This window comes from Wenxinia marina DSM 24838 (assembly GCF_000379485.1).
GTDB lineage: Bacteria > Pseudomonadota > Alphaproteobacteria > Rhodobacterales > Rhodobacteraceae > Wenxinia > Wenxinia marina.
In genome coordinates, this window is record NZ_KB902276.1 from 96,776 (window position 1) to 115,151 (window position 18,376).

The 18,376-nt window shown below is 71.5% G+C and carries 19 protein-coding genes; 14 read left to right on the plus strand and 5 right to left on the minus strand.

Annotated elements, in window-relative coordinates; genetic code table 11:
- The first annotated feature begins 16 nt into the window (after positions 1 to 16).
- The 3 genes from A37W_RS0100465 to A37W_RS0100475 are packed head-to-tail and all read left to right on the plus strand — an operon-like array spanning position 17 to position 2,780.
- Positions 17 to 1,129: an S-(hydroxymethyl)glutathione dehydrogenase/class III alcohol dehydrogenase gene (locus tag A37W_RS0100465; RefSeq protein ID WP_018301052.1), complete on the plus strand. Its 1,113-nt coding sequence runs from the start codon at positions 17 to 19 to the stop codon at positions 1,127 to 1,129.
- Positions 1,129 to 2,022, plus strand: a complete 894-nt coding sequence (locus A37W_RS0100470; RefSeq protein ID WP_018301053.1) for a dihydrodipicolinate synthase family protein — start codon at positions 1,129 to 1,131, stop codon at positions 2,020 to 2,022. Before A37W_RS0100465 ends, A37W_RS0100470 begins: the two co-directional genes overlap by 1 nt.
- 41 nt (positions 2,023 to 2,063) lie before the next feature.
- Entirely contained in the window at positions 2,064 to 2,780 is a 717-nt protein-coding gene (locus A37W_RS0100475; protein ID WP_018301054.1) for an NYN domain-containing protein, read from the plus strand.
- Between the two features lie 3 nt (positions 2,781 to 2,783).
- On the opposite strand, the gene A37W_RS0100480 is transcribed toward A37W_RS0100475, so the two are convergent.
- Entirely contained in the window at positions 2,784 to 3,404 is a 621-nt protein-coding gene (locus A37W_RS0100480; protein ID WP_018301055.1) for a TetR/AcrR family transcriptional regulator, read from the minus strand.
- 338 nt (positions 3,405 to 3,742) lie between these two features.
- Between A37W_RS0100480 and mbfA the strand changes: the two genes are divergently transcribed.
- The 9 genes from mbfA (at position 3,743) to A37W_RS0100525 (ending at position 11,471) form a co-directional block, all read left to right on the plus strand.
- The gene (gene mbfA, locus A37W_RS0100485; protein ID WP_018301056.1) at positions 3,743 to 4,720 is read left to right on the plus strand and encodes an iron exporter MbfA; all 978 of its coding nucleotides are present in this window, start codon (positions 3,743 to 3,745) and stop codon (positions 4,718 to 4,720) included.
- A 104-nt stretch (positions 4,721 to 4,824) separates the two neighbouring features.
- A complete protein-coding gene (locus A37W_RS0100490; RefSeq protein ID WP_018301057.1) occupies positions 4,825 to 5,517 on the plus strand; it encodes a nitroreductase family protein in 693 nt (230 codons plus the stop codon).
- A gap of 262 nt (positions 5,518 to 5,779) precedes the next feature.
- The gene (locus tag A37W_RS0100495; RefSeq protein WP_018301058.1) at positions 5,780 to 6,712 is read left to right on the plus strand and encodes an AEC family transporter; all 933 of its coding nucleotides are present in this window, start codon (positions 5,780 to 5,782) and stop codon (positions 6,710 to 6,712) included.
- Between the two features lie 12 nt (positions 6,713 to 6,724).
- The gene (gene fghA, locus A37W_RS0100500; RefSeq protein ID WP_018301059.1) at positions 6,725 to 7,552 is read left to right on the plus strand and encodes an S-formylglutathione hydrolase; all 828 of its coding nucleotides are present in this window, start codon (positions 6,725 to 6,727) and stop codon (positions 7,550 to 7,552) included.
- Positions 7,549 to 8,001, plus strand: a complete 453-nt coding sequence (locus tag A37W_RS0100505; RefSeq protein ID WP_026198206.1) for a YaiI/YqxD family protein — start codon at positions 7,549 to 7,551, stop codon at positions 7,999 to 8,001. The genes fghA and A37W_RS0100505 overlap by 4 nt, the downstream gene beginning before the upstream one ends.
- A complete protein-coding gene (locus A37W_RS0100510) occupies positions 8,001 to 8,948 on the plus strand; it encodes a DMT family transporter (RefSeq protein ID WP_018301061.1) in 948 nt (315 codons plus the stop codon). Before A37W_RS0100505 ends, A37W_RS0100510 begins: the two co-directional genes overlap by 1 nt.
- Positions 8,949 to 9,016: 68 nt before the next feature.
- The gene (locus A37W_RS0100515; protein WP_040753183.1) at positions 9,017 to 9,652 is read left to right on the plus strand and encodes an HAD-IA family hydrolase; all 636 of its coding nucleotides are present in this window, start codon (positions 9,017 to 9,019) and stop codon (positions 9,650 to 9,652) included.
- Positions 9,649 to 10,563: an ornithine cyclodeaminase family protein gene (locus A37W_RS0100520; RefSeq protein WP_018301063.1), complete on the plus strand. Its 915-nt coding sequence runs from the start codon at positions 9,649 to 9,651 to the stop codon at positions 10,561 to 10,563. The genes A37W_RS0100515 and A37W_RS0100520 overlap by 4 nt, the downstream gene beginning before the upstream one ends.
- Positions 10,560 to 11,471 (plus strand): alpha/beta fold hydrolase, encoded by a 912-nt coding sequence (locus tag A37W_RS0100525; protein WP_018301064.1) that lies wholly within the window; start codon positions 10,560 to 10,562, stop codon positions 11,469 to 11,471. The genes A37W_RS0100520 and A37W_RS0100525 overlap by 4 nt, the downstream gene beginning before the upstream one ends.
- A 292-nt stretch (positions 11,472 to 11,763) precedes the next feature.
- Here A37W_RS0100525 and A37W_RS0100530 read toward each other — a convergent pair whose 3' ends face one another.
- From A37W_RS0100530 to A37W_RS0100540, 3 genes are all read right to left on the minus strand, one after another.
- Entirely contained in the window at positions 11,764 to 13,011 is a 1,248-nt protein-coding gene (locus tag A37W_RS0100530) for an MFS transporter (RefSeq protein ID WP_018301065.1), read from the minus strand.
- Between the two features lie 281 nt (positions 13,012 to 13,292).
- Positions 13,293 to 14,081, minus strand: coding sequence for an MBL fold metallo-hydrolase (locus A37W_RS0100535; RefSeq protein WP_018301066.1), 789 nt, complete (start codon positions 14,079 to 14,081; stop codon positions 13,293 to 13,295).
- A gap of 403 nt (positions 14,082 to 14,484) precedes the next feature.
- The gene (locus tag A37W_RS0100540) at positions 14,485 to 15,240 is read right to left on the minus strand and encodes a DsbA family protein (protein WP_018301067.1); all 756 of its coding nucleotides are present in this window, start codon (positions 15,238 to 15,240) and stop codon (positions 14,485 to 14,487) included.
- A gap of 143 nt (positions 15,241 to 15,383) precedes the next feature.
- Here A37W_RS0100540 and A37W_RS0100545 point away from each other — a divergent pair, with 143 nt between their 5' ends.
- Positions 15,384 to 16,496 carry a pyridoxal phosphate-dependent aminotransferase gene (locus A37W_RS0100545; protein WP_018301068.1) on the plus strand — a complete coding sequence of 371 codons (1,113 nt, stop codon included), beginning with the start codon at positions 15,384 to 15,386 and terminating at the stop codon, positions 16,494 to 16,496.
- Positions 16,496 to 17,716 (plus strand): N-acetylmuramoyl-L-alanine amidase, encoded by a 1,221-nt coding sequence (locus A37W_RS0100550; protein WP_018301069.1) that lies wholly within the window; start codon positions 16,496 to 16,498, stop codon positions 17,714 to 17,716. Before A37W_RS0100545 ends, A37W_RS0100550 begins: the two co-directional genes overlap by 1 nt.
- Here the strand turns inward: A37W_RS0100550 and A37W_RS0100555 are convergent.
- A complete protein-coding gene (locus A37W_RS0100555; RefSeq protein ID WP_026198208.1) occupies positions 17,706 to 18,326 on the minus strand; it encodes a class I SAM-dependent methyltransferase in 621 nt (206 codons plus the stop codon). The two genes, A37W_RS0100550 and A37W_RS0100555, sit on opposite strands and share 11 nt — an antisense overlap.
- Positions 18,327 to 18,376: the final 50 nt, after the last annotated feature.

Below are 18,376 nucleotides of genomic sequence, written 5' to 3' on the forward strand. Positions count from 1 at the left end.
CCGAGGAGAACCGCCCATGCGCACCCGTGCCGCCGTCGCCACCGCAGCCGGCAAGCCGCTCGAGATCATGGAGGTCAACCTCGACGGCCCGCGCGCCGGCGAGGTCCTGATCGAGGTCAAGGCCACCGGCATCTGCCACACCGACGAGTTCACCCTCTCCGGGGCCGACCCCGAGGGGCTGTTCCCCGCGATCCTCGGTCACGAGGGCGCGGGCGTGGTGATGGAGGTGGGCGAGGGCGTGACCTCGCTGAAGCCGGGGGACCACGTCATCCCGCTCTACACACCCGAATGCCGCGAGTGCGAATACTGCCTCAACCCCAAGACCAACCTCTGCCAGTCGATCCGCACGACGCAGGGCCAGGGGCTGATGCCGGACGGGACCAGCCGGTTCTCGACGCTCGATGGCGATCCGATCCTGCACTACATGGGCTGCTCGACCTTCAGCAACCACACGGTGCTGCCCGAGATCGCTCTGGCGAAGGTGCGGCCCGACGCGCCGTTCGACAAGATCTGCTACATCGGCTGCGGCGTCACGACCGGCATCGGCGCCGTCATCAACACCGCCAAGGTCGAGATCGGCAGCCGGGCGATCGTCTTCGGCCTCGGCGGGATCGGGCTGAACGTGATCCAGGGCCTGCGGCTGGCCGGCGCGGACCAGATCGTCGGCGTCGATCTCAACCCCGACAAGAAGCCGATGGCCGAGCGGTTCGGGATGACCGACTTCGTGAACCCGTCCGAGGTCGAGGGCGACCTCGTCCCCTACCTCGTCAACCTGACGAAGGGTGGCGCGGACTACACGTTCGACGCGACCGGCAACGTCAAGGTCATGCGGCAGGCCCTTGAATCCGCTCACAAGGGCTGGGGCGAGAGCGTCATCATCGGGGTCGCCCCGGCGGGCGCCGAGATCTCGACCCGGCCGTTCCAGCTGGTCACCGGCCGGGTCTGGCGCGGCACCGCCTTCGGCGGGGCGCGGGGCCGGACGGACGTGCCGCGAATCGTCGACTGGTACATGGACGGCAAGATCGAGATCGACCCGATGATCACGCACACGATGGGTCTCGACGACATCAACAAGGGCTTCGACCTCATGCATGCGGGCGAGAGCATCCGCTCGGTCGTCGTCTACTGATGGACGCCGCAGCCCTCCGCGGCGTCGTGCCGTACCTGCCGACGCCGCTCGGTGCGGACGGGAAGGTCGACAGCGCCGCTCTGGCGCGGCTGTGCGAGCACCTGATCGCATCGGGCGTCCACGGCCTGACGCCCCTCGGCTCCACCGGCGAGTTCGCCTACCTGGACTTCGCCCAGCGCGAGGCGACGGTGCGGGCGACGGTCGAGGCGGCGGCGGGGCGGGTGCCGGTGATCGCCGGCGTCGCCGCCACAGCGACGGCGGACGCGGTCCGGCAGGCGCGGCGATGGGCGGAGCTCGGCGCCGACGGCATCCTCGCGATCCTCGAGGCCTACTTCCCGATCCCCGAGGCGGGGGTGGTGGAGTACTTCACCGCCATCGCCGACGCGAGCGACCTGCCGGTCACGCTCTACACCAATCCCAACTTCCAGCGTTCCGACCTCACCCTCGACGCCATCGACCGGCTGGCGGACCATCCGAACGTACGGTTCCTCAAGGACGCCTCGACCAATACCGGGCGGTTGCTGTCGGTGCTGCAGCGCTCCGGCGACCGGATCGGCGTCTTCGCCGCGTCGTCCCACATCACGACCGCCGTCATGCTGATCGGCGGCCGCGGCTGGCTGGCCGGGCCGTCCTGCCTGGTGCCGGAGCAGTCGGTCCGGCTGTACGAGCTGTGCCGCGCGGGGGAGTGGGAGGCCGCGATGGTCCTGCAGCGCGACCTCTGGGCGGTGAACCAGGTGTTCGCCCGCTACAACCTCGCCGCGGCGGTCAAGGCCGGGCTGCGCCTGCAGGAGTTCGACATGGGCGATCCGGTGCCGCCGCAAAGGCCGCTGGCGGCGGAGGCGGTGGCCGACATCCGCGCCGCGCTGGAACGGGCGGGGGCGTTGCCGGCCTGAGTCCGCTTTCCATCCGCCCCGCGCAGGCATAAGAGGCGCCCATGGCAGACAGACCCCTCCTCGCCGTCCTGATCGACGCCGACAACACCTCTCCCAAGCACGCCCACGCGATCTTCGACGAGATCGCCAGCTTCGGCGAGGCGTCCGTGCGGCGCTGCTACGGCGACTTCTCCAGCCAGCAGATGGCGGGCTGGAACCGCGTCCAGGCCGAGCACGGACTCGTTCCGCTGCACTCGCCCGCGAACACGGTCGGCAAGAACTCGTCCGACATCTCCCTCGTCATCGACGCGATGGATCTGATGCATACCGGGCGCTTCACCGGGTTCGTGCTGGTCTCGTCCGACAGCGATTTCACCCGCCTGGCGAGCCGTATCCGCGAGCAGGGGCTGGACGTCTACGGCATCGGCCAGAAGAAGACGCCGGACGCCTTCAGGAAGGCCTGCAAAAGGTTCATCTTCCTCGAGAATCTCGGCGCCCAGCCGGAGCCGAAGGAGGCGGGCGAACGCCCCGCCGTCAAGGCCGACGCCCCGCCGCTGACCGAGGCGCGGGACCTGATCCTGCGGGCGATGGACGGGATCGAGCAGGACGACGAGTGGTTCACGCTCGGCGCGCTCGGCCAGTACATGGCCACGGCCAATCCCGACTTCGACACCCGCACTTACGGCCGCAAGAAGCTGTCGGACCTGGTCGCGGATCTCAAGATCTTCGAGACGCGGCGGGGGCCGGGGAACCAGTTGCTGGTGCGGCGGATCGACTGACGCTCAGGCGCCGTAGCGGGCGAGGAAGGTCTCGACCGCGCCGTCGATCACGCGCGCCTTCTGCGCCGGCGAGAAGTCGCGCTGCAGGTTGAAGACCAGCTTCACGAAGATGTCCGCCTTGCACAGTTCGTGGAACTGGTCTGCGGCGAGGTCGAAATCGTCGATCCTCAGCTCGCCCCGGCCGGCGGCCTCGCGGAAATAATCGACCAGCAGCCGTCGCACGCGGGCCGGGCCCGTCTCGTAGAACGCACGCCCCAACGACGGGAAGCGCTCGCTCTCGGCGACGCACATGCGGAAGATGCGCTGCCCGAACTGGGAAGTGAGGAAGGCGATGACGCGGGTCGCGATGTCGGTCAGGACGTCACGCACCGGCCGCGCCCGGTCGATCTCGGCCAGCGCGACCTCGGTCTGGCGCTGGCACTCGGCCTGCGCGACTTCGGAGAACAGGAGCCGCTTGTCGGGGAAGTAGCTGTAGAGCGTGGCCTTAGAGACATTCGCGGCGCGGGCGATGTCGTCGACGCTGGCGCCCTCGAACCCGTCCGACAGGAAGACTTCCCGCGCGCCGGCGAGCACCTGGTCGAACTTGCGGCCTCGTCTGACCTCTCCCGACGATCCGTCCGGCACCCGAACACCTCCCACGCTCCTGACCGCAAACGGTAGACCGCCGGGCGATGCAGCGGCAAGACATGGATAATTTTGAAGAAAACGATGCCTCGGAAAAGGTTGGAGCCGTGACGGGGGAACGACCGTCACGGCTCCTTGGACTGGTCCGGGTCCCTGGGGTTGGGGAGGGACAGGACACGGACCGCACAACACGGGAACAACTGCGTGCATGGTCGTAACTCGTGCGGCGACGTCGGGTTCCGGCCGGCGCCGAAATTTTTTGAATCCCGCCCGAGGCGGCGGCTTGCGGCGGCGCGAGGCTCGGATAGCTTAGAACCATTCCAGAAAAGAGCCTGCAGATGATCCCCGCCTTCACCAGCCGCCGCCGCTTCAAGGACCTGTCCGAGCGCGAGATTCTCGCGCTGGCCATCTCGTCCGAAGAGGACGACGCCCGGATCTATCGCAGCTACGCCGACATGCTGCGGACCCGGTTCCCGGCCTCGGCGTCGGTGTTCGAGGGGATGGCGACGGAAGAGGACGGCCACCGCCGCCGTCTCATCGACGAGTTCGGCCGCCGCTTCGGCGACACGATCCCGCTGATCCGGCGCGAGCACGTCTCGGGCTACTACGCCCGCCGCCCGATCTGGCTGGTTGAGAACCTCGGGATCGAGACGATCCGCGGCGAGGCGACCCGGATGGAGCGGGACGCCCACCGCTTCTACCTCGCCGCCGCCGCCAGGACGCAGGACGCCGGCACCCGCAGGCTGCTGGGCGACCTCGCCGCGGCCGAGGCGGGGCACGAGCGGGCGGCGGGCGACCTGGAGGCGACGCATCTGGGTGAGGATGCCCGGACGGCCGAGGCGGACGCGGATCATCGTCAGTTCGTGCTGACCTGGGTCCAGCCGGGGCTGGCGGGGCTGATGGACGGCTCGGTCTCGACGCTGGCGCCGATCTTCGCCACCGCCTTCGCGACGCAGGACACCTGGACGACCTTCCTGGTCGGCCTCGCCGCCAGCATCGGCGCCGGAATCTCGATGGGCTTCACCGAGGCGGCGTCGGACGACGGCCAGATCTCGGGCCGGGGCTCGCCCTGGAAGCGGGGCGTGGCGTCGGGCGTGATGACCACGGTTGGCGGGCTGGGGCACGCGCTGCCGTACCTGATCCCGCATTTCTGGACGGCGACGGTGACGGCGATGGTCGTCGTGTTCGTGGAGCTGTGGGCGATTGCGTGGATACAGAACCGCTACATGGACACGCCCTTCCTTCGCGCGACGTTCCAGGTGGTGCTGGGCGGGGCGCTCGTCTTCGCCGCGGGGGCGCTGATCGGGTCGGGGTAGGGCGGCGGGCAGGGTGACGCCGGGGCGGTGGGTTTCACCCACCCTGCACGGCGCCGCCGTTCGCTGTAGGGTGGGTGAAACCCACCGTGCCGACGAGGTTCCGCATGTACCGAAAGGGCGAGGTCGCCTACCGTCCCCTCCCGCTCCCCGACCGGGTGCAGATGCCGCCGCAGGAGTCGCTCGCCGCGGCCGAGCGCTTCCGTGACTACATGCGCAAGCGCCATTCGGTCCGGCACTATGCCGCCGATCCCGTGCCCGAGGCGGTCATCCGCACCTGCATCGCCGCGGCCGGCACTGCGCCCTCGGGCGCGAACCACCAGCCCTGGCACTTCGCCGCCATCGCGGACGGGGCGATGAAGGCCCGCATCCGCGAGGCGGCGGAGGAGGAGGAGAGAGCGTTCTACTCGGGCGGCGCCGGCGACGAATGGCTCGCCGCGCTGGAGCCGATCGGCACCGGCGTGGCCAAGCCGCACCTGACCGACGCGCCCTGGCTCATCGTCGTCTTCGCCCAGCGCTGGGGCGAGACCGAGGACGGCACGCGCTACAAGAACTACTACGTCCCCGAGAGCGTCGGCATCGCGACCGGCCTGCTGATCGCCGCGATCCACCATGCCGGGCTGGTGTGCCTCGAGCACACGCCGAATCCGATGAAGTTCCTTCCCGCCATGTGCGGCCGCCCGGCGAGCGAGAAGGCGGTGATGATCCTGCCGGTAGGGTATCCCGCGGCGGACGCCACGGTGCCGGAGGTGGCCAAGCGGAAGAAGCCGCTGGAGGAGATCATGACGGTGTTCGGGTAGGGCCTCCCGAGGGGAGCAAGGTTTCCGCCGCGATGTCGCGCCCCGTCGCGCGAGGTCCCGGGTCAGGCCCGGGACGTGCAGGCGGGGGAGAACCGCGGCCCGCCCCACTGTAGACCCGCCCCGGCCCTGCGCCGGGGCCCCGCTCGTCCGAGCGCACCCGCCCCCGTCGCGGGCCGGGGGCTCCGCTCGCCTGAGGCGCTCCCGCCGCAGCCGCGCCCCCACCCGCTTGCCTTCCCCCGCCCGGATGCTAAGCCCCGGAGCGATGTGGCCGATCCTCCTCCAGACGCTGCCGTTCTTCGCGATCATCGGCCTCGGCTACGGAGCGGGGCGGGCGGCGTTCTTCCCGCCGGAGGCAACCGCAGCGCTGACGAAGTTCGTGTTCTACTTCGCGCTGTCCGCGATGCTGCTGCGCTTCTCGGCGAACCTCTCCTTCGGCGAGCTTCTCGATCCGCAGTTCCTGCTCGCCTACCTCTGCGGCACGGCGGCGGTCTACGCCCTCGTCACGCTGGTGGCGCTGGCCCGCCGGCGCGGCGCCGCCGAGGCGGCGGTGGAGGCGCAGTGCGGGGCGATCGGCAATGTCGGCTTCCTGGGCCTGCCGCTCCTCGCCATGCTGATGGGGGACGAGGCGGTGCGCTGGAACATGATGGTCCTCGCGGTGGACCTCATCGTCTTCGGCTCGCTCATCGTGATCGTCATCACCGGCTCGCGCGACGGGCGGCTGTCGCCGGCGATCCTCGGCACCGTCGGCACGGGCCTGCTGAAGAACCCGATGATCGTCTCGATCGTCTTCGGCCTGTGCTGGTCGGCGAGCGGGGTGCCGCTGCCCGATCCCCTCAACTCGCTCCTCGTGACGCTCGGCGCGGCGGCGACGCCCGGCGCGCTCTTCGCCATCGGCGCCTCTCTCGCCACCAAGTCGGCCGAACGGGTGGCCGTCGCCGGCTGGCTGTCGCTGGCCAAGCTGCTCCTGCATCCCGCCGCCGTGGCGGTCATGGCGCTCTACGTCTTCGACGTGGACTCCTACGGCGCGGCGGTCATGATCGCGGCCGCCGCATTGCCTGTGGCGGGCAACGTCTACATCCTCGCCGCGCACTACGGCGTCGCCCCGCAGCGGGTGTCGGCGGCGATCCTCATCTCCACCGCCGCGAGCGTGCTGACGGTCAGCTTCGCGATCGCCCGCGTCGCGGCGCTCTACTGAAAGGACAACCCCATGCGCACGATCTCGGAAAACCGGTGCTTCGGCGGGACGCAGGGCGTCTATGCCCACGACAGCCAGGCCACGGGCTGCGAGATGACGTTCGGCCTGTTCCTGCCCGAAGAGGCGGCGCAGGGGCCGGTGCCGGTCCTGTGGTTCCTGTCGGGCCTGACCTGCACCCACGAGAACGCGATGGTGAAGGCCGGCGCGCAGGCGCACGCGGCGCTGCACGGGATCGCGCTGGTCTTTCCCGACACCTCGCCCCGGGGCGAGGGGGTCGCGGACGACGAGGCGTTCGACATGGGGCAGGGGGCCGGCTTCTACCTGGACGCCACGAAAGAGCCGTGGGCGCCGCACTTCCGGATGGAGCGGTACGTGACGGAGGAGCTGCCGAAGCTGCTGTTCGGTGAGGTCCCGCTGGCCGAGGAGCAGCAGGCGATCACCGGCCACTCGATGGGCGGTCACGGGGCGCTGACGCTGGCGATGCGGCACCCCGGGCGGTTCCGGTCGGTCTCGGCCTTCGCGCCGATCTGCAACCCGTTGGAGAGCGACTGGGGCCAGCGGCAGTTCGAGGGCTACCTCGGCTCGGTCGAGGCGGGGCGGGTCCACGACGCGACTCTCCTGATGGCCGAGCGGGGGCTGGACGCGCCGCTGATGATCGACACCGGGACCGCCGACCAGTTCGGCGACAAGCTCGGCACCGCGGCGTTCGCGGGCGCGGTGGCCGAGCGGCGGGCCGAGGCGACGCTGCGGCTCCAGAAGGGCTACGACCACAGCTACTTCTTCGTGTCGACTTTCATGGGCGACCACGTGGACTTCCACGCCGAGGCGCTGTGGGCGTGATCTGGGTCGACGCCGACGCCTGCCCGGTGAAGGCCGAGATCGAGGCCGTCGCCACCCGCCACCGCGCGCCGGTCCGGATGGTGTCGAACGGCGGCATCCGCCCGTCCTCCAACCCGCTGGTCGAGATGGTCTACGTCGCCGAGGGACCGGACGAGGCCGACAAGCACATCGCGGACCAGGCGGGTCCCGGCGACGTGGTGGTGACGAACGACATCCCGCTCGCCGCGAAGTGCGTCGCGGCGGGGGCCCGTGTCATCAAGCCGAACGGCGAGGCGCTGACGACCGCCAACGTCGGCGGCGCGCTCGCCGCCCGCGACCTCGCCGCGGACCTGCGGGCGGCCGATCCGTTCCGGCAGGGCGGCGGCCGGCCGTTCGGCAAGGCGGACCGCGCGCGGTTCCGCGACGGGCTGGAGCGGGCGATCCGCGCCGCCGCTTTGGACGCGGGCTGATGCGGCCCGCGCTGCTGGGCCCCCTGTCGGCGGCGCTTGCCGTCACCGCCTTCTCGATCAACGATCTCTGCATCAAGATGATGAGCGGCGACTACGCGCTGCATCAGGTGGTGCTGATCCGCTCGACCATCGGTCTGGCGGCGCTTCTCGCCGTCCTCGTGCCGACCTTGGGCCTCGCCGCGCTGCGGCCGAACCGGCCGTTCATGCACCTCGCCCGCGGCCTCTGCGTCGTCTTCGCCAACACCTGTTTCTTCCTCGGCCTCGCGGCGCTGCCGCTGGCCGAGGGGGTGGCGCTGTTCTTCGTCTCGCCGCTGGTGATCGCGGTCTTCTCGGTGATCTTCCTGCGCGAGACGGTGGGGCCGTGGCGCTGGGCCGCCATCGCCCTCGGCCTCGTCGGCGTGGTGATCGTTCTGAGGCCGGGGACCGAGGCCTTCCGCCCCGCGGCCCTGCTGCCGATCCTCGCCGCCTTCGGCTATGCCAGCCTGCACATGCTGACCCGCCGGATCGGCGCGACCGAAAGCGCGGCGGCGATGGCGGTGTCGATCCAGACGGTGTTCATCGTGGTCTCGGGCGTGATCGGCCTGTCCCTCGGGCACGGCGCCTTCGCCGGGTCGGGCGATCCGTCCATCGCGTTCCTGCTGCGGGGCTGGGTCTGGCCCGCCGCGGCCGACTGGCCCGTGCTGGCGCTGATCGGCCTCGCTTCGGCCACGGGCGGCTACTTCATCGGCCAGGCCTACCGTCTCGGCGAGGCGGCGCTGGTCGCCCCGTTCGAGTATCTGGCGATGCCGCTCGCCATGATCTGGGGGATCGCCTTCTTCGCCGAATGGCCGGACGGGACCGCGCTCGCCGGGATCGCGCTGATCCTGGGCTCCGGCCTGTTCATGATCTGGCGCGAGGCGCGCGCGCGGCGTCCCGCGCTGCCGGACGCGCCGCGCACCCGGCGCTGACCCCCTTGGCCCCGCCGCGGGGGCGGGGCTAAGGTGCCCGGCGAGGCAGGAACAAGGGAGCGGAGCGCATGGCAGGCCCAGGGCCCGACGGTGTGCGCGGGGTCGTGTTCGACATCGGAAACGTCCTCATCGAGTGGAACCCCGAGCGGTTGTACGACCGCGTCGTCGGGCCGGAGCGGCGGACGCGGCTGTTCGCCGAGGTGGACCTGCATTCCATGAACAACGACATCGACGCCGGCGCGCCGTTCGAGGCGACGGTGACGGACTGGGCCGCCCGGCATCCGGACTGGGCGGACGAGATCGGCCACTGGCACCGCAGCTGGGGCGAGATGGCCTCGCCGGTGATCGCCGGCACGGTGGAGCTGCTGGAGGGGCTGCGCGCGAAGGGCGAGGTGGGCCTCTTCGCCCTGTCCAACATCGGGGTCGAGACCTTCGCGATGGCCGTACAGGCCTACCCCTTCCTCGGTGAGTTCGACACCGCCTTCGTCTCGGGCGAGATGCGCATCGTGAAGCCGGACCCGGCCATCTACGCGGCGGTCGAGGAGGCGACGGGGCTCGGCGGTCCCCAGCTCCTGTTCATCGACGACCGGGCGGAGAACGTGGAGGCCGCGGCCTCGCGCGGGTGGAACGTCCACCAGTTCGACGGGCCGGATGGGTTGGCGGCGCGCCTCGCCGACGAGGGCCTGCTGGAGCGGACGGCATGAGCGGCCCGGTCATCATCGGCTTCGAGGAAGAGGGTCTCGACTGGCTGGCCCTCACCGACGCGCTGGCCGAGGGGCACCGGCGCCCGAAGCCCGAGGTCGAAGACATCTTCCTGCGGCGGGGCGGCGACACGCTCCTGAACCGGGCGGCGTGGATCGACGGGATGGGCGTCCTGGTGAAGAGCGCGACGATCTTTCCCGGCAACAGCGCTCACGGCAAGCCGGCGGTCGGGGGCGCGGTGACGCTGTTCTCGGACGAGGATGGCGGGCTGGAGGCGGTGATCGACTTCCACCTGGTGACGAAGTGGAAGACGGCCGGCGACAGTCTCCTCGGCGCCCGCCGGCTGGCGCGGCCGGACTCGCGGACGATCCTCATCGTCGGCGCCGGCACGGTCGGCCGCTCGCTGCGCGCCGCCTACGGCGCGGCCTTTCCGGGCGCCCGCTTCCTCGTCTGGAACCGCACGCCCGAGGGCGCACGCGCCTTTGCCGCCGAGTTCGACGCGACCGAGGCGGCCCCCGACCTCGAGGCGGCGGTGGGGCAGGCGGACATCGTCACCTCCGCCACCATGACGACCGAGCCGCTGATCCGCGGCGACTGGCTGCGCCCGGGCCAGCACATCGACCTGATCGGCGCCTACCGCCCCGACATGCGCGAGGCGGACGATGCCGCGCTCGCCCGCGCGCGGGTGTTCTGCGACGCGCGGGCGACGACGGTGCATCACATCGGCGAGTTCGCGATCCCGATCGCGGCGGGTGCGTTCGACGAGGCGGACATCCTCGCCGACTTCACCCAAGGGGAGGCGATGGCGCGCACCTCGGACGACGAGATCACGCTCTTCAAGAACGGCGGCGGCGCCCACCTCGACCTGATGACGGCGCGCTACATCCTCTCCGTCCGGGGCGGCGCGCGATGATCTGGTGGCTGATCGCCGCGCTCGTCGTCGCCGGGATCGCGGCGCTGCCGTTCTGGCTGGAGAGCCGGCGGGGCCCGCCCGACGCGCCCCGCGGCGGCGAGATCCTGGATCTGCCCCAGGGCGACACCTACCGGGAATGGCACGGTCCCTCGCGCGGCGCCCGGGTGGTGGCGATCCACGGCCTGACGACGCCGTCGCCGGTGTGGGGCGCGCTCGCGGCCGGCCTCGGGCGGCTGGGCTACCGGACGCTGACCTACGATCATCTCGGCCGCGGCGCCTCGGACAACCCGGCAGAGCCGCAGGACGCGGACCATTACGTGCGCCACCTGCACGATCTCCTGGGCGCCGAGGGGCTGGTCGAGGACGTGACGCTGATCGGCTACTCGATGGGCGCGTCGGTCGCCGTCGCCTACGCCGCGGCGCATCCCGAGCGGATCAAGCGGGTGATCCTGCTCGCCCCTGCCGGGATCGTCACGCCGCGGATCAATTCCAGCTTCGCCGTGCGCTGGCGCGGGATCGGCGACTGGTACTACCTCGCGACCGAGCCGGCGCGCTTCCGGGCCGAGCTGCGGCATGTGGGGCGGACGCCCGCCGTGCCGGACCTGCCGGCGGTCATGGCGGCGCAGACCCGCCGCCGCGGGTTCTTCCCGTCCATCCTCGCCTCGCGCCGGGGCATCCTGTCCGGCCCCCGCGAGGCGGAGCATCGCAAGCTGGCGAAGGACGGCGTGCCGCTCGTCGCGATCTGGGCGGCGCAGGACGAGGTGATCCCGCTCTCCGGCCTCGGCCGGCTGGCGGAGTGGAACCGGGCCGCCAAGCAGGAGGTGGTCGCGGGCGCCGGCCACGGCCTGCCGTACACGCACAGCGACGAGGTGCTCGCCCTCCTCAGCGGCATCCTGCAGGAGCCGTGAGGGCGCCCGCGATTCGGCGGAGGGTCAAGGACGCCGCAGGCGCCGGCGCAGCCGGGTATCCTTGACGGTGAGGAGGATCAGCGATCGCCCCAGTGGAGCGATCACCCTCCGAACCCGAATCGTCAGAACGATCGATGAGGCGCGTTCAGGGGTGAGGCGGACCAGCATTCGATCCGGTGGATCGAATGCCCGCCGAACGCCCCTGAACCGCCTCCCCAGCAGGGTCACCGACCTCCCGGCTAGGACCGAGGCCAAGCACCCGGGCGTCCGTAGTGTAGGCGTCGGTACAGACTTAGGCCGGCCGCGGCGTCATGCCGCCCGGGGTCCGCGACTCGCGGATCGGCAGGTGCACGATCGCCGAGAACGCCCCCACCGCGACGCCCACCCACCAGACCGCGGTGTAGTTGCCGAAGGCGTCGTAGAACCGCCCGCCCAGCCACACGCCGAGGAAGCTGCCCAGTTGGTGGCTGAAGAACACGATCCCGTAGAGCGTGCCCATGTAGCGCAGCCCGTAGAGGTGCGCGACGAGGCCCGAAGTCAGCGGCACGGTGGCAAGCCAGAGCGATCCCATGACGACCGAGAAGATCAGGACGGTTGCCGGAGTGATCGGCGTCAGGATGAACCAGGCGGCGACGAGGGTCCGGCCGGTGTAGATGCCGGCCAGCAGGTACTTCTTGGGATACCGCTTGCCCGCCCATCCCGCGGCCAGCGTGCCGGCGATGTTGCAGAGGCCGATGAGCGAGATCGCGATGGCCCCGAGAGCCGAGGTCGAGGTGATGCCGAGATTGTAGAGCGTCGTGCCCGGCAGGATCGGGTCGCACATCTGCGTCACCAGCGCCGGGAAGTGCGCGGTCACGAAGGCCAACTGGTAGCCGCAGGAGAAGAAGCCGAGGAAGATCAGCGTGTAGGACGGGTCGCGGAAGGCGCGGCCGAGGATCCGGCCCATGGACTCCTCCAGCTCCGCCTTCGGCACGACCGGCGCCCGCATCATCGGCAGGACGGCGAGAACGGCGAGGATGGCGGCCGCGAAGACGAGGAACACCGACTGCCACGCCAGGAAGCCCAGCATCCACTCCGCCAGCGGCGCTCCGACGACCTGCCCGGCGGAGCCGGCGGCGGTCGCGATGGCGAGGCTCATGGAGCGGTTGTCGTCCGACGACGCGCGGCCGACGACGGCGAGGATGACGCCGAAGCCGGTCCCCGCGACGCCGAAGCCGACGAGGATCTCGGTCATCTGCGCGCCGAGCGGCGTCGTCGCACCGGCCGACAGGACGAGGCCGACGGCGTAGGTGATCGCGCCGAGGATGATCGCCTTGCGGTCGCCGATCCGCTCGGCGATGGCCGCGAAGATCGGCTGCCCGATTCCCCAGGCGAGGTTCTGGATCGCGATGGCGAGGCTGAACTCCGCCCGCGGCCAGCCGAACTCCTCGGCGATGGGGATCTGGAACACGCCGAAGCTGGCGCGGATCGCGAACCCGGTCAGGATGATGATCGAGCCGGCGATCAGGACGGGCGAGAGGAGGCGGGGTTGAGGCTGCATGATGGCGCCATTTGCGCCGCGGCCTGCCGGGGGGTCAAACGCGATTTCGTGACGGTTACAATCGCGGCGGCGGATGGGGGTGAGGGTCGTGTCGGGGCGCGAGCGGGTCGTGCCGGCCTGCGCCCCTCATGGCATTGTCACGCGCTGCCGATCGGGGCCCCGGCTCAGGGCCGGGGCGAGGCCGCGCTCCCCCGCCGCCCGGACGACCCGCCCCGGGCCTGACCCGGGGCCTCGCGGGGCGATGCCACGCCCACAAGGCCCCGCGGCGCCCCGCCCGGGCCTCAGGCGCCGTCCAGCTCGCCCGGCTCGTACCAGTCCCCCATCCTCGCCTCGATGCCCTCCTGCAGCATCGACGCGAACCCCTCGGGGTCCTGCGTCCCACCGTCCTGTCCACGGTAATGGTAGGGATAGACGTAAGCCGGCGCGAAGGCGTTCACGCCCTCGGCGGCCTGCTCGGCCGTCATCGTGAAGGGCAGGTTCATCGACACGAAGGCCAGATCGATGCCGGTCAGCGCCTTCATCTCGTCCGTCGCCTCGGTGTCGCCCGAGATGTAGATGGTGAAGCCGTCGATCGTCATGACGTAGCCGTTGTCGCGGCCCTGCGGGTGATAGTTCGTCCGCCCCTCGGTGATGTTGTAGGCCGGGACGGCGTTCACCGTCGTTCCGAGCGCGTCCGCCGACTCGCCGTTGCCGATGGCGGTGGCGCGGGCGGCCAGATCCTCGGGGAGCATCTCCATGACAGCCGGATTGACGATCATCGGCGCCTCGCCCGGAAGGGCCGCCAGCGTCTCGGCGTCGTAGTGGTCGCCATGCTCGTGGGTGACGAGGATCAGGTCGGCCGGGGGCATGTCGGCATACATGTCGGCGCCGCCGACCGGGTCGACGTAGATCACGCCGGCCGGCGTCTCGAGAACGACCGAGGCGTGGTGGACGGGATGCACGACCACCTGGCCGCCGTCGGTTTCGAACATGTCGCCTCCCATGTGTGCTTCGGCTCTGGCCCGGAACGGCAGGACCGTGATCGTGCCCGCCGCGGCCGCGGAGGCGAGGAATGTCCGTCTCGTCGTCATCTGTCTCTCCCTGTCTGTCGGTGGACAGGAGGATAGCGCCGCGGGCGCTGACGCAAAGTCAGCACACGAAGCCGTCAGAAGCGGCGAGTTCGGATGGGTTCTGCGGGAGGGAGCCCGGCGACGAGGTCGAGCCGGACAGAGGGCAGTGTCTGGCCGCGGGCAGACGCTCCGACGGTTGTGGTCAGCGATTTACGGCGCGCCCCGCACGACGTCTTTCGTCTCGCAGGTGGAGAAGAAGCGTCTGGCCGGGGGGCGGCCAGACGCTGCCCGGGCCGCTTCGCGGCTGCTTCCGGGCAGGGCGCATTGCAGCAAGGTGCCGATTATCCCGCCGAGCGCCGCGAAAGGGGCGCCGCATTGCCAGGGGACAGCGGGCGGAAGCCGACCCGGACGCGGCCGGCCCCGCTCAGCCCTCGGCGCGGGCCTCGGCCACCAGCTGCTGCATCGCGTCGAGGGGCACGTAGCCGCGCAGCATCTCGCCGCCGAGGACGAATGTCGGCGTGCCATTGATGCCGAGCTGGCTGGCGATGGCGTGGTTGCTCTCGATCACCGACATCACCTCCTCGCTCTCCATCCGGGCGAGGATCGGCTCGGCCTCGAACCCCAGGCCCTCGGCGAGGCGGGTCAGGGTGTCGGGCGTGGCGTCCCCCTCCAGCGTGATGAGCGCGTCGTGGGCGATCTTGTAGGCGTCGTCGCCGTGCAGCTGCTGCACCGCGAGGGCGAACTGGGACGAGATCAGGGACTGCTCGCCGAGGATCGGGAATTCCTTGAGGACGAAGCGAATGTTGCCGTCGGCATTCACCAGCGCCTCGACCTCGTCGAAGGCGCGCCGGCAATAGCCGCAGCGGTAGTCCATGAACTCGATCAGCGTCACGTCGCCGTCCGGATTGCCGCCGATCCAGCTGGTGGACTCGTCCTCCAGCATCGGCGCCAGCGCGGCGAGGGCCTCGGCGTCGGCGCTGGCCTGGGCGGCCTGCTCGCGCTGCTCCAGCACGCCGATCGCCTCCATGAGAACCTCGGGGTTCTCCAGCAGGTACGCACGGACCTCGGCGCGGAACGCCTCGCGCTCGGCGTCGGTCATGTCCTCCAGCCCCTGCGCCGCGGCAGGAAGGGCGACGGACATGGCGAGGGCGGCGGCGGCGAGGCGGCGGAGGACGGGCATGCGGCAGGGCTCCGGAAGAGGGGCGGGGGCGGGCGTTGACGCGGCCCCCCGGCTTGGCATCTGATCCGGGCGAGCATAGAGGGCAGGGCATGACAGGCACAAGACGGCTCTCCGCCAGGGGGGATGTCGATCCCTTCATCGTGATGGACGTGATGGAGGCCGCCCGCGCCGCCGAGGCGGCGGGGCGGTCGGTGATCCACATGGAGGTCGGCCAGCCGGGCACCGCCGCGCCGGTGGAGGCGCGGGCGCGGCTGGCGGCGGAGATCGCTGCGGAGCCGCTCGGCTATACCGTCGCGCTGGGTTTGCCGGAGCTGCGGGCCCGGATCGCGCGGCACTATGGGGAGTGGTACGGCGTCGACCTCGATCCCGCCCGCGTGGTGGTGACGGCGGGCGCGTCGGGCGCGTTCCTCCTCGCCTTCACGGCCCTGTTCGACACCGGGGCGCGGGTCGGGCTGGGGCTGCCCTGCTATCCGTCCTACCGGCACATCCTGTCCTCGCTGGCGCTGACGCCGGTGCCGCTGCGCACGCGGCTGGAGGACCGGCTGCAGCCGGCGCCCGGGGACGTGGCGGGGCTGGACGGGCTGATCGTCGCGGGGCCGTCGAACCCCGCGGGGACGATGCTGGACCGGGACCGGATGGCGGCGCTTGCAGGCGCTTGCGCCGAGGCGGGCGCGGCGTTCGTCTCGGACGAGATCTACCACGGCATCGACTACGGCCAGCGCGCCGTGTCGGCGCTGGAGGTCACGGACGAGGCGTGGGTCATCGGGTCGTTCTCGAAGTACTTCTCGATGACCGGCTGGCGGGTGGGCTGGATGGTCGTGCCCGAGCACGGGGTCCGGCAGGTGGAGCGGCTGGCCCAGAACATGTTCATCTGTCCCAGCCACGCCGGCCAGCGCCTCGCGCTGCATGCGATGGAGTGCGGGGACGAGCTGGCGGCGAACGTGGCGGTCTACGCCGAGAACCGCCGGCGGATGCTGGAGGCGCTGCCGGCGATGGGTCTGGACCGCTTCGCGCCGCCGGACGGGGCGTTCTACGTCTATCTGGACGTGAGCCGCTGGACGGACGATTCGCGCACCTTCGCGGCGGAGGTGCTGGACGAGGCGGACGTGGCGGTAACGCCGGGCGTCGATTTCGACCCCGGGGAAGGCCATCGCTGGCTGCGCCTCAGCTATGCCCGCTCCACCGCGGACATCGAGGAGGGGCTGGCGCGGCTCGGCCGCTTCATGGCCGGCCGGACGCCGGTGGAGACGTCGTGATGCGTATCTGGAGACATGCGAAGGGAGCGGGGCTGGTCCTTCTCCTCGCCCTCTGCGCGGGAGCGGCGGCGGCGCAGGACTTCTCGGCGCTGGCGCGGTTCGATCCGGCGCGCAGCCAGGTGCGGGACGCAGGCGAGGGGCTGTCGGTCGAGATCGGCCTGTCGATCCCGGTGCCCTGGCGGGCCTACACGCTGGACGACCCGCCGCGCCTCGTCCTCGATTTCCGCGAGGTGGACTGGCAGGGCGCCCGGCGCGAGGCGCTGATGAACGCCGACAACGCCACCGGCCTTCGGTTCGGGCCGGTCGCGACCGGCTGGTCGCGGCTGGTCGTGGACCTCGCCGGGCCGCTCGCCATCGACGAGGCGGGGATGCGGGTGGGACCGTCGGGCCGCGCCGACGTGACGGTCCGGCTCGCGCCCGCAAGTCCCGAGGCGTTCGCGGCGGCAAGCGGAGTGCCCGACGGGGCGGAGTGGGCGGTGGAGGCCGAAACCCCGCCGCCGCCCCCGCCCAAGGAGGGCCCGCTGGTGGTCGTCATCGACCCGGGCCACGGCGGCATCGACCCCGGCGCTGCCCGCGAGGGCGCGGTCGAGGCGGAGCTGATGCTGGCGCTGGCGCTGGAGCTGGCGGAGGCGGTGAACCGGACCGAGGGGATGACCGCGATCCTGACCCGCGACGCCGACGTCTTCGTCCCGCTCGCCCGGCGCATGAGCCTCGCCCGCGCCGCGAACGCGGACGTGCTGATCTCGCTCCACGCCGACGCGCTGGAGGAAGGGGCGGCACGGGGTGCGTCGATCTACACGCTGAGCGACGAGGCCGAGGACAGCGCTTCGGAACGGATGGCGGAGAGGCACGACCGCGGCGATCTGCTCGCCGGGCTCGACCTTTCGGGGCAGGACGACACGGTGGCGACGGTGCTGATGGACCTCGCCCGGCTCGAGACCCGCCCGGCGAGCGAACGGCTCGCCATCGCGCTGGTCTCGGGACTCGAAACGGTGGGCGCACCGCTGAACAGCCGCCCCCGCCGGGTGGCGCCGCTGGCGGTGCTGGCGGCGGCGGACTTCCCGTCGGTGCTGGTCGAGACGGGCTTCCTGTCCTCCGAGAGCGACCGCGAGCGGCTGTCGACGCCGGAGGGACGGGCGCCGCTGGTCGAGGCGCTGCTCCTTGGCCTGCAGCGCTTCGCGGCCGGAGAGGAGGCGCGCGCGCCCCTCGTCAGGCAGTGAGAGAGAGGCGCGCGCGGGCCAGCCAGACGGTGTGACCGGCGCAGTCGGGATCCTCGGCCACGTGGGCAAGGACGTCGAAGCCCGCATCGTCCAGACGCTCGCGGTACTCCTCGGTCGACAGGCTCTCGTGGAAGATCGGGCGCCCGCCGACCTCGCCGATGGCGGTGCCCGCCTCGGTGCCCGAGGTGAACATCAGCGCCGCGCCGGGCGCCGCGTGGGCGGCGAAGGTCGCGAACATGCCGCGCTGGTCGGCCGCCGAGAGGTGGAAGAAGCTGTCCCAGGCGAGGATCGCGTCGAACTGCCGGCCGAGGTCGAGGCGGCGCATGTCGCCCTCGATCGCCTCGGCCCGCGGCAGCCTCTCGGCGAACAGATCCAGCAGCTCGGGCGCGGTGTCGACGCCGGTCACCTCGGCGCCCCGCTCGGCGACGTAGGTGGCGATCGGGCGGCCGCCGCCGCAGCCGAGGTCGAGGGCGCGGATGCGCCCGGTGGTGCGGGGCGCCGCGGCGAGCCAGCGGTCCAGCCAGCGGCGCTCCACGAGGCGGCGGTCGCGTCCGGCGTCGAAGTCGGCGGCGACTGCGCGGTAGGTCTTGATCACGTCATCTGCTTGCATGGCGCATCAGGTGCGGCGGCGCCGCGCCGGCTGCAAGGCCTCACCTCACC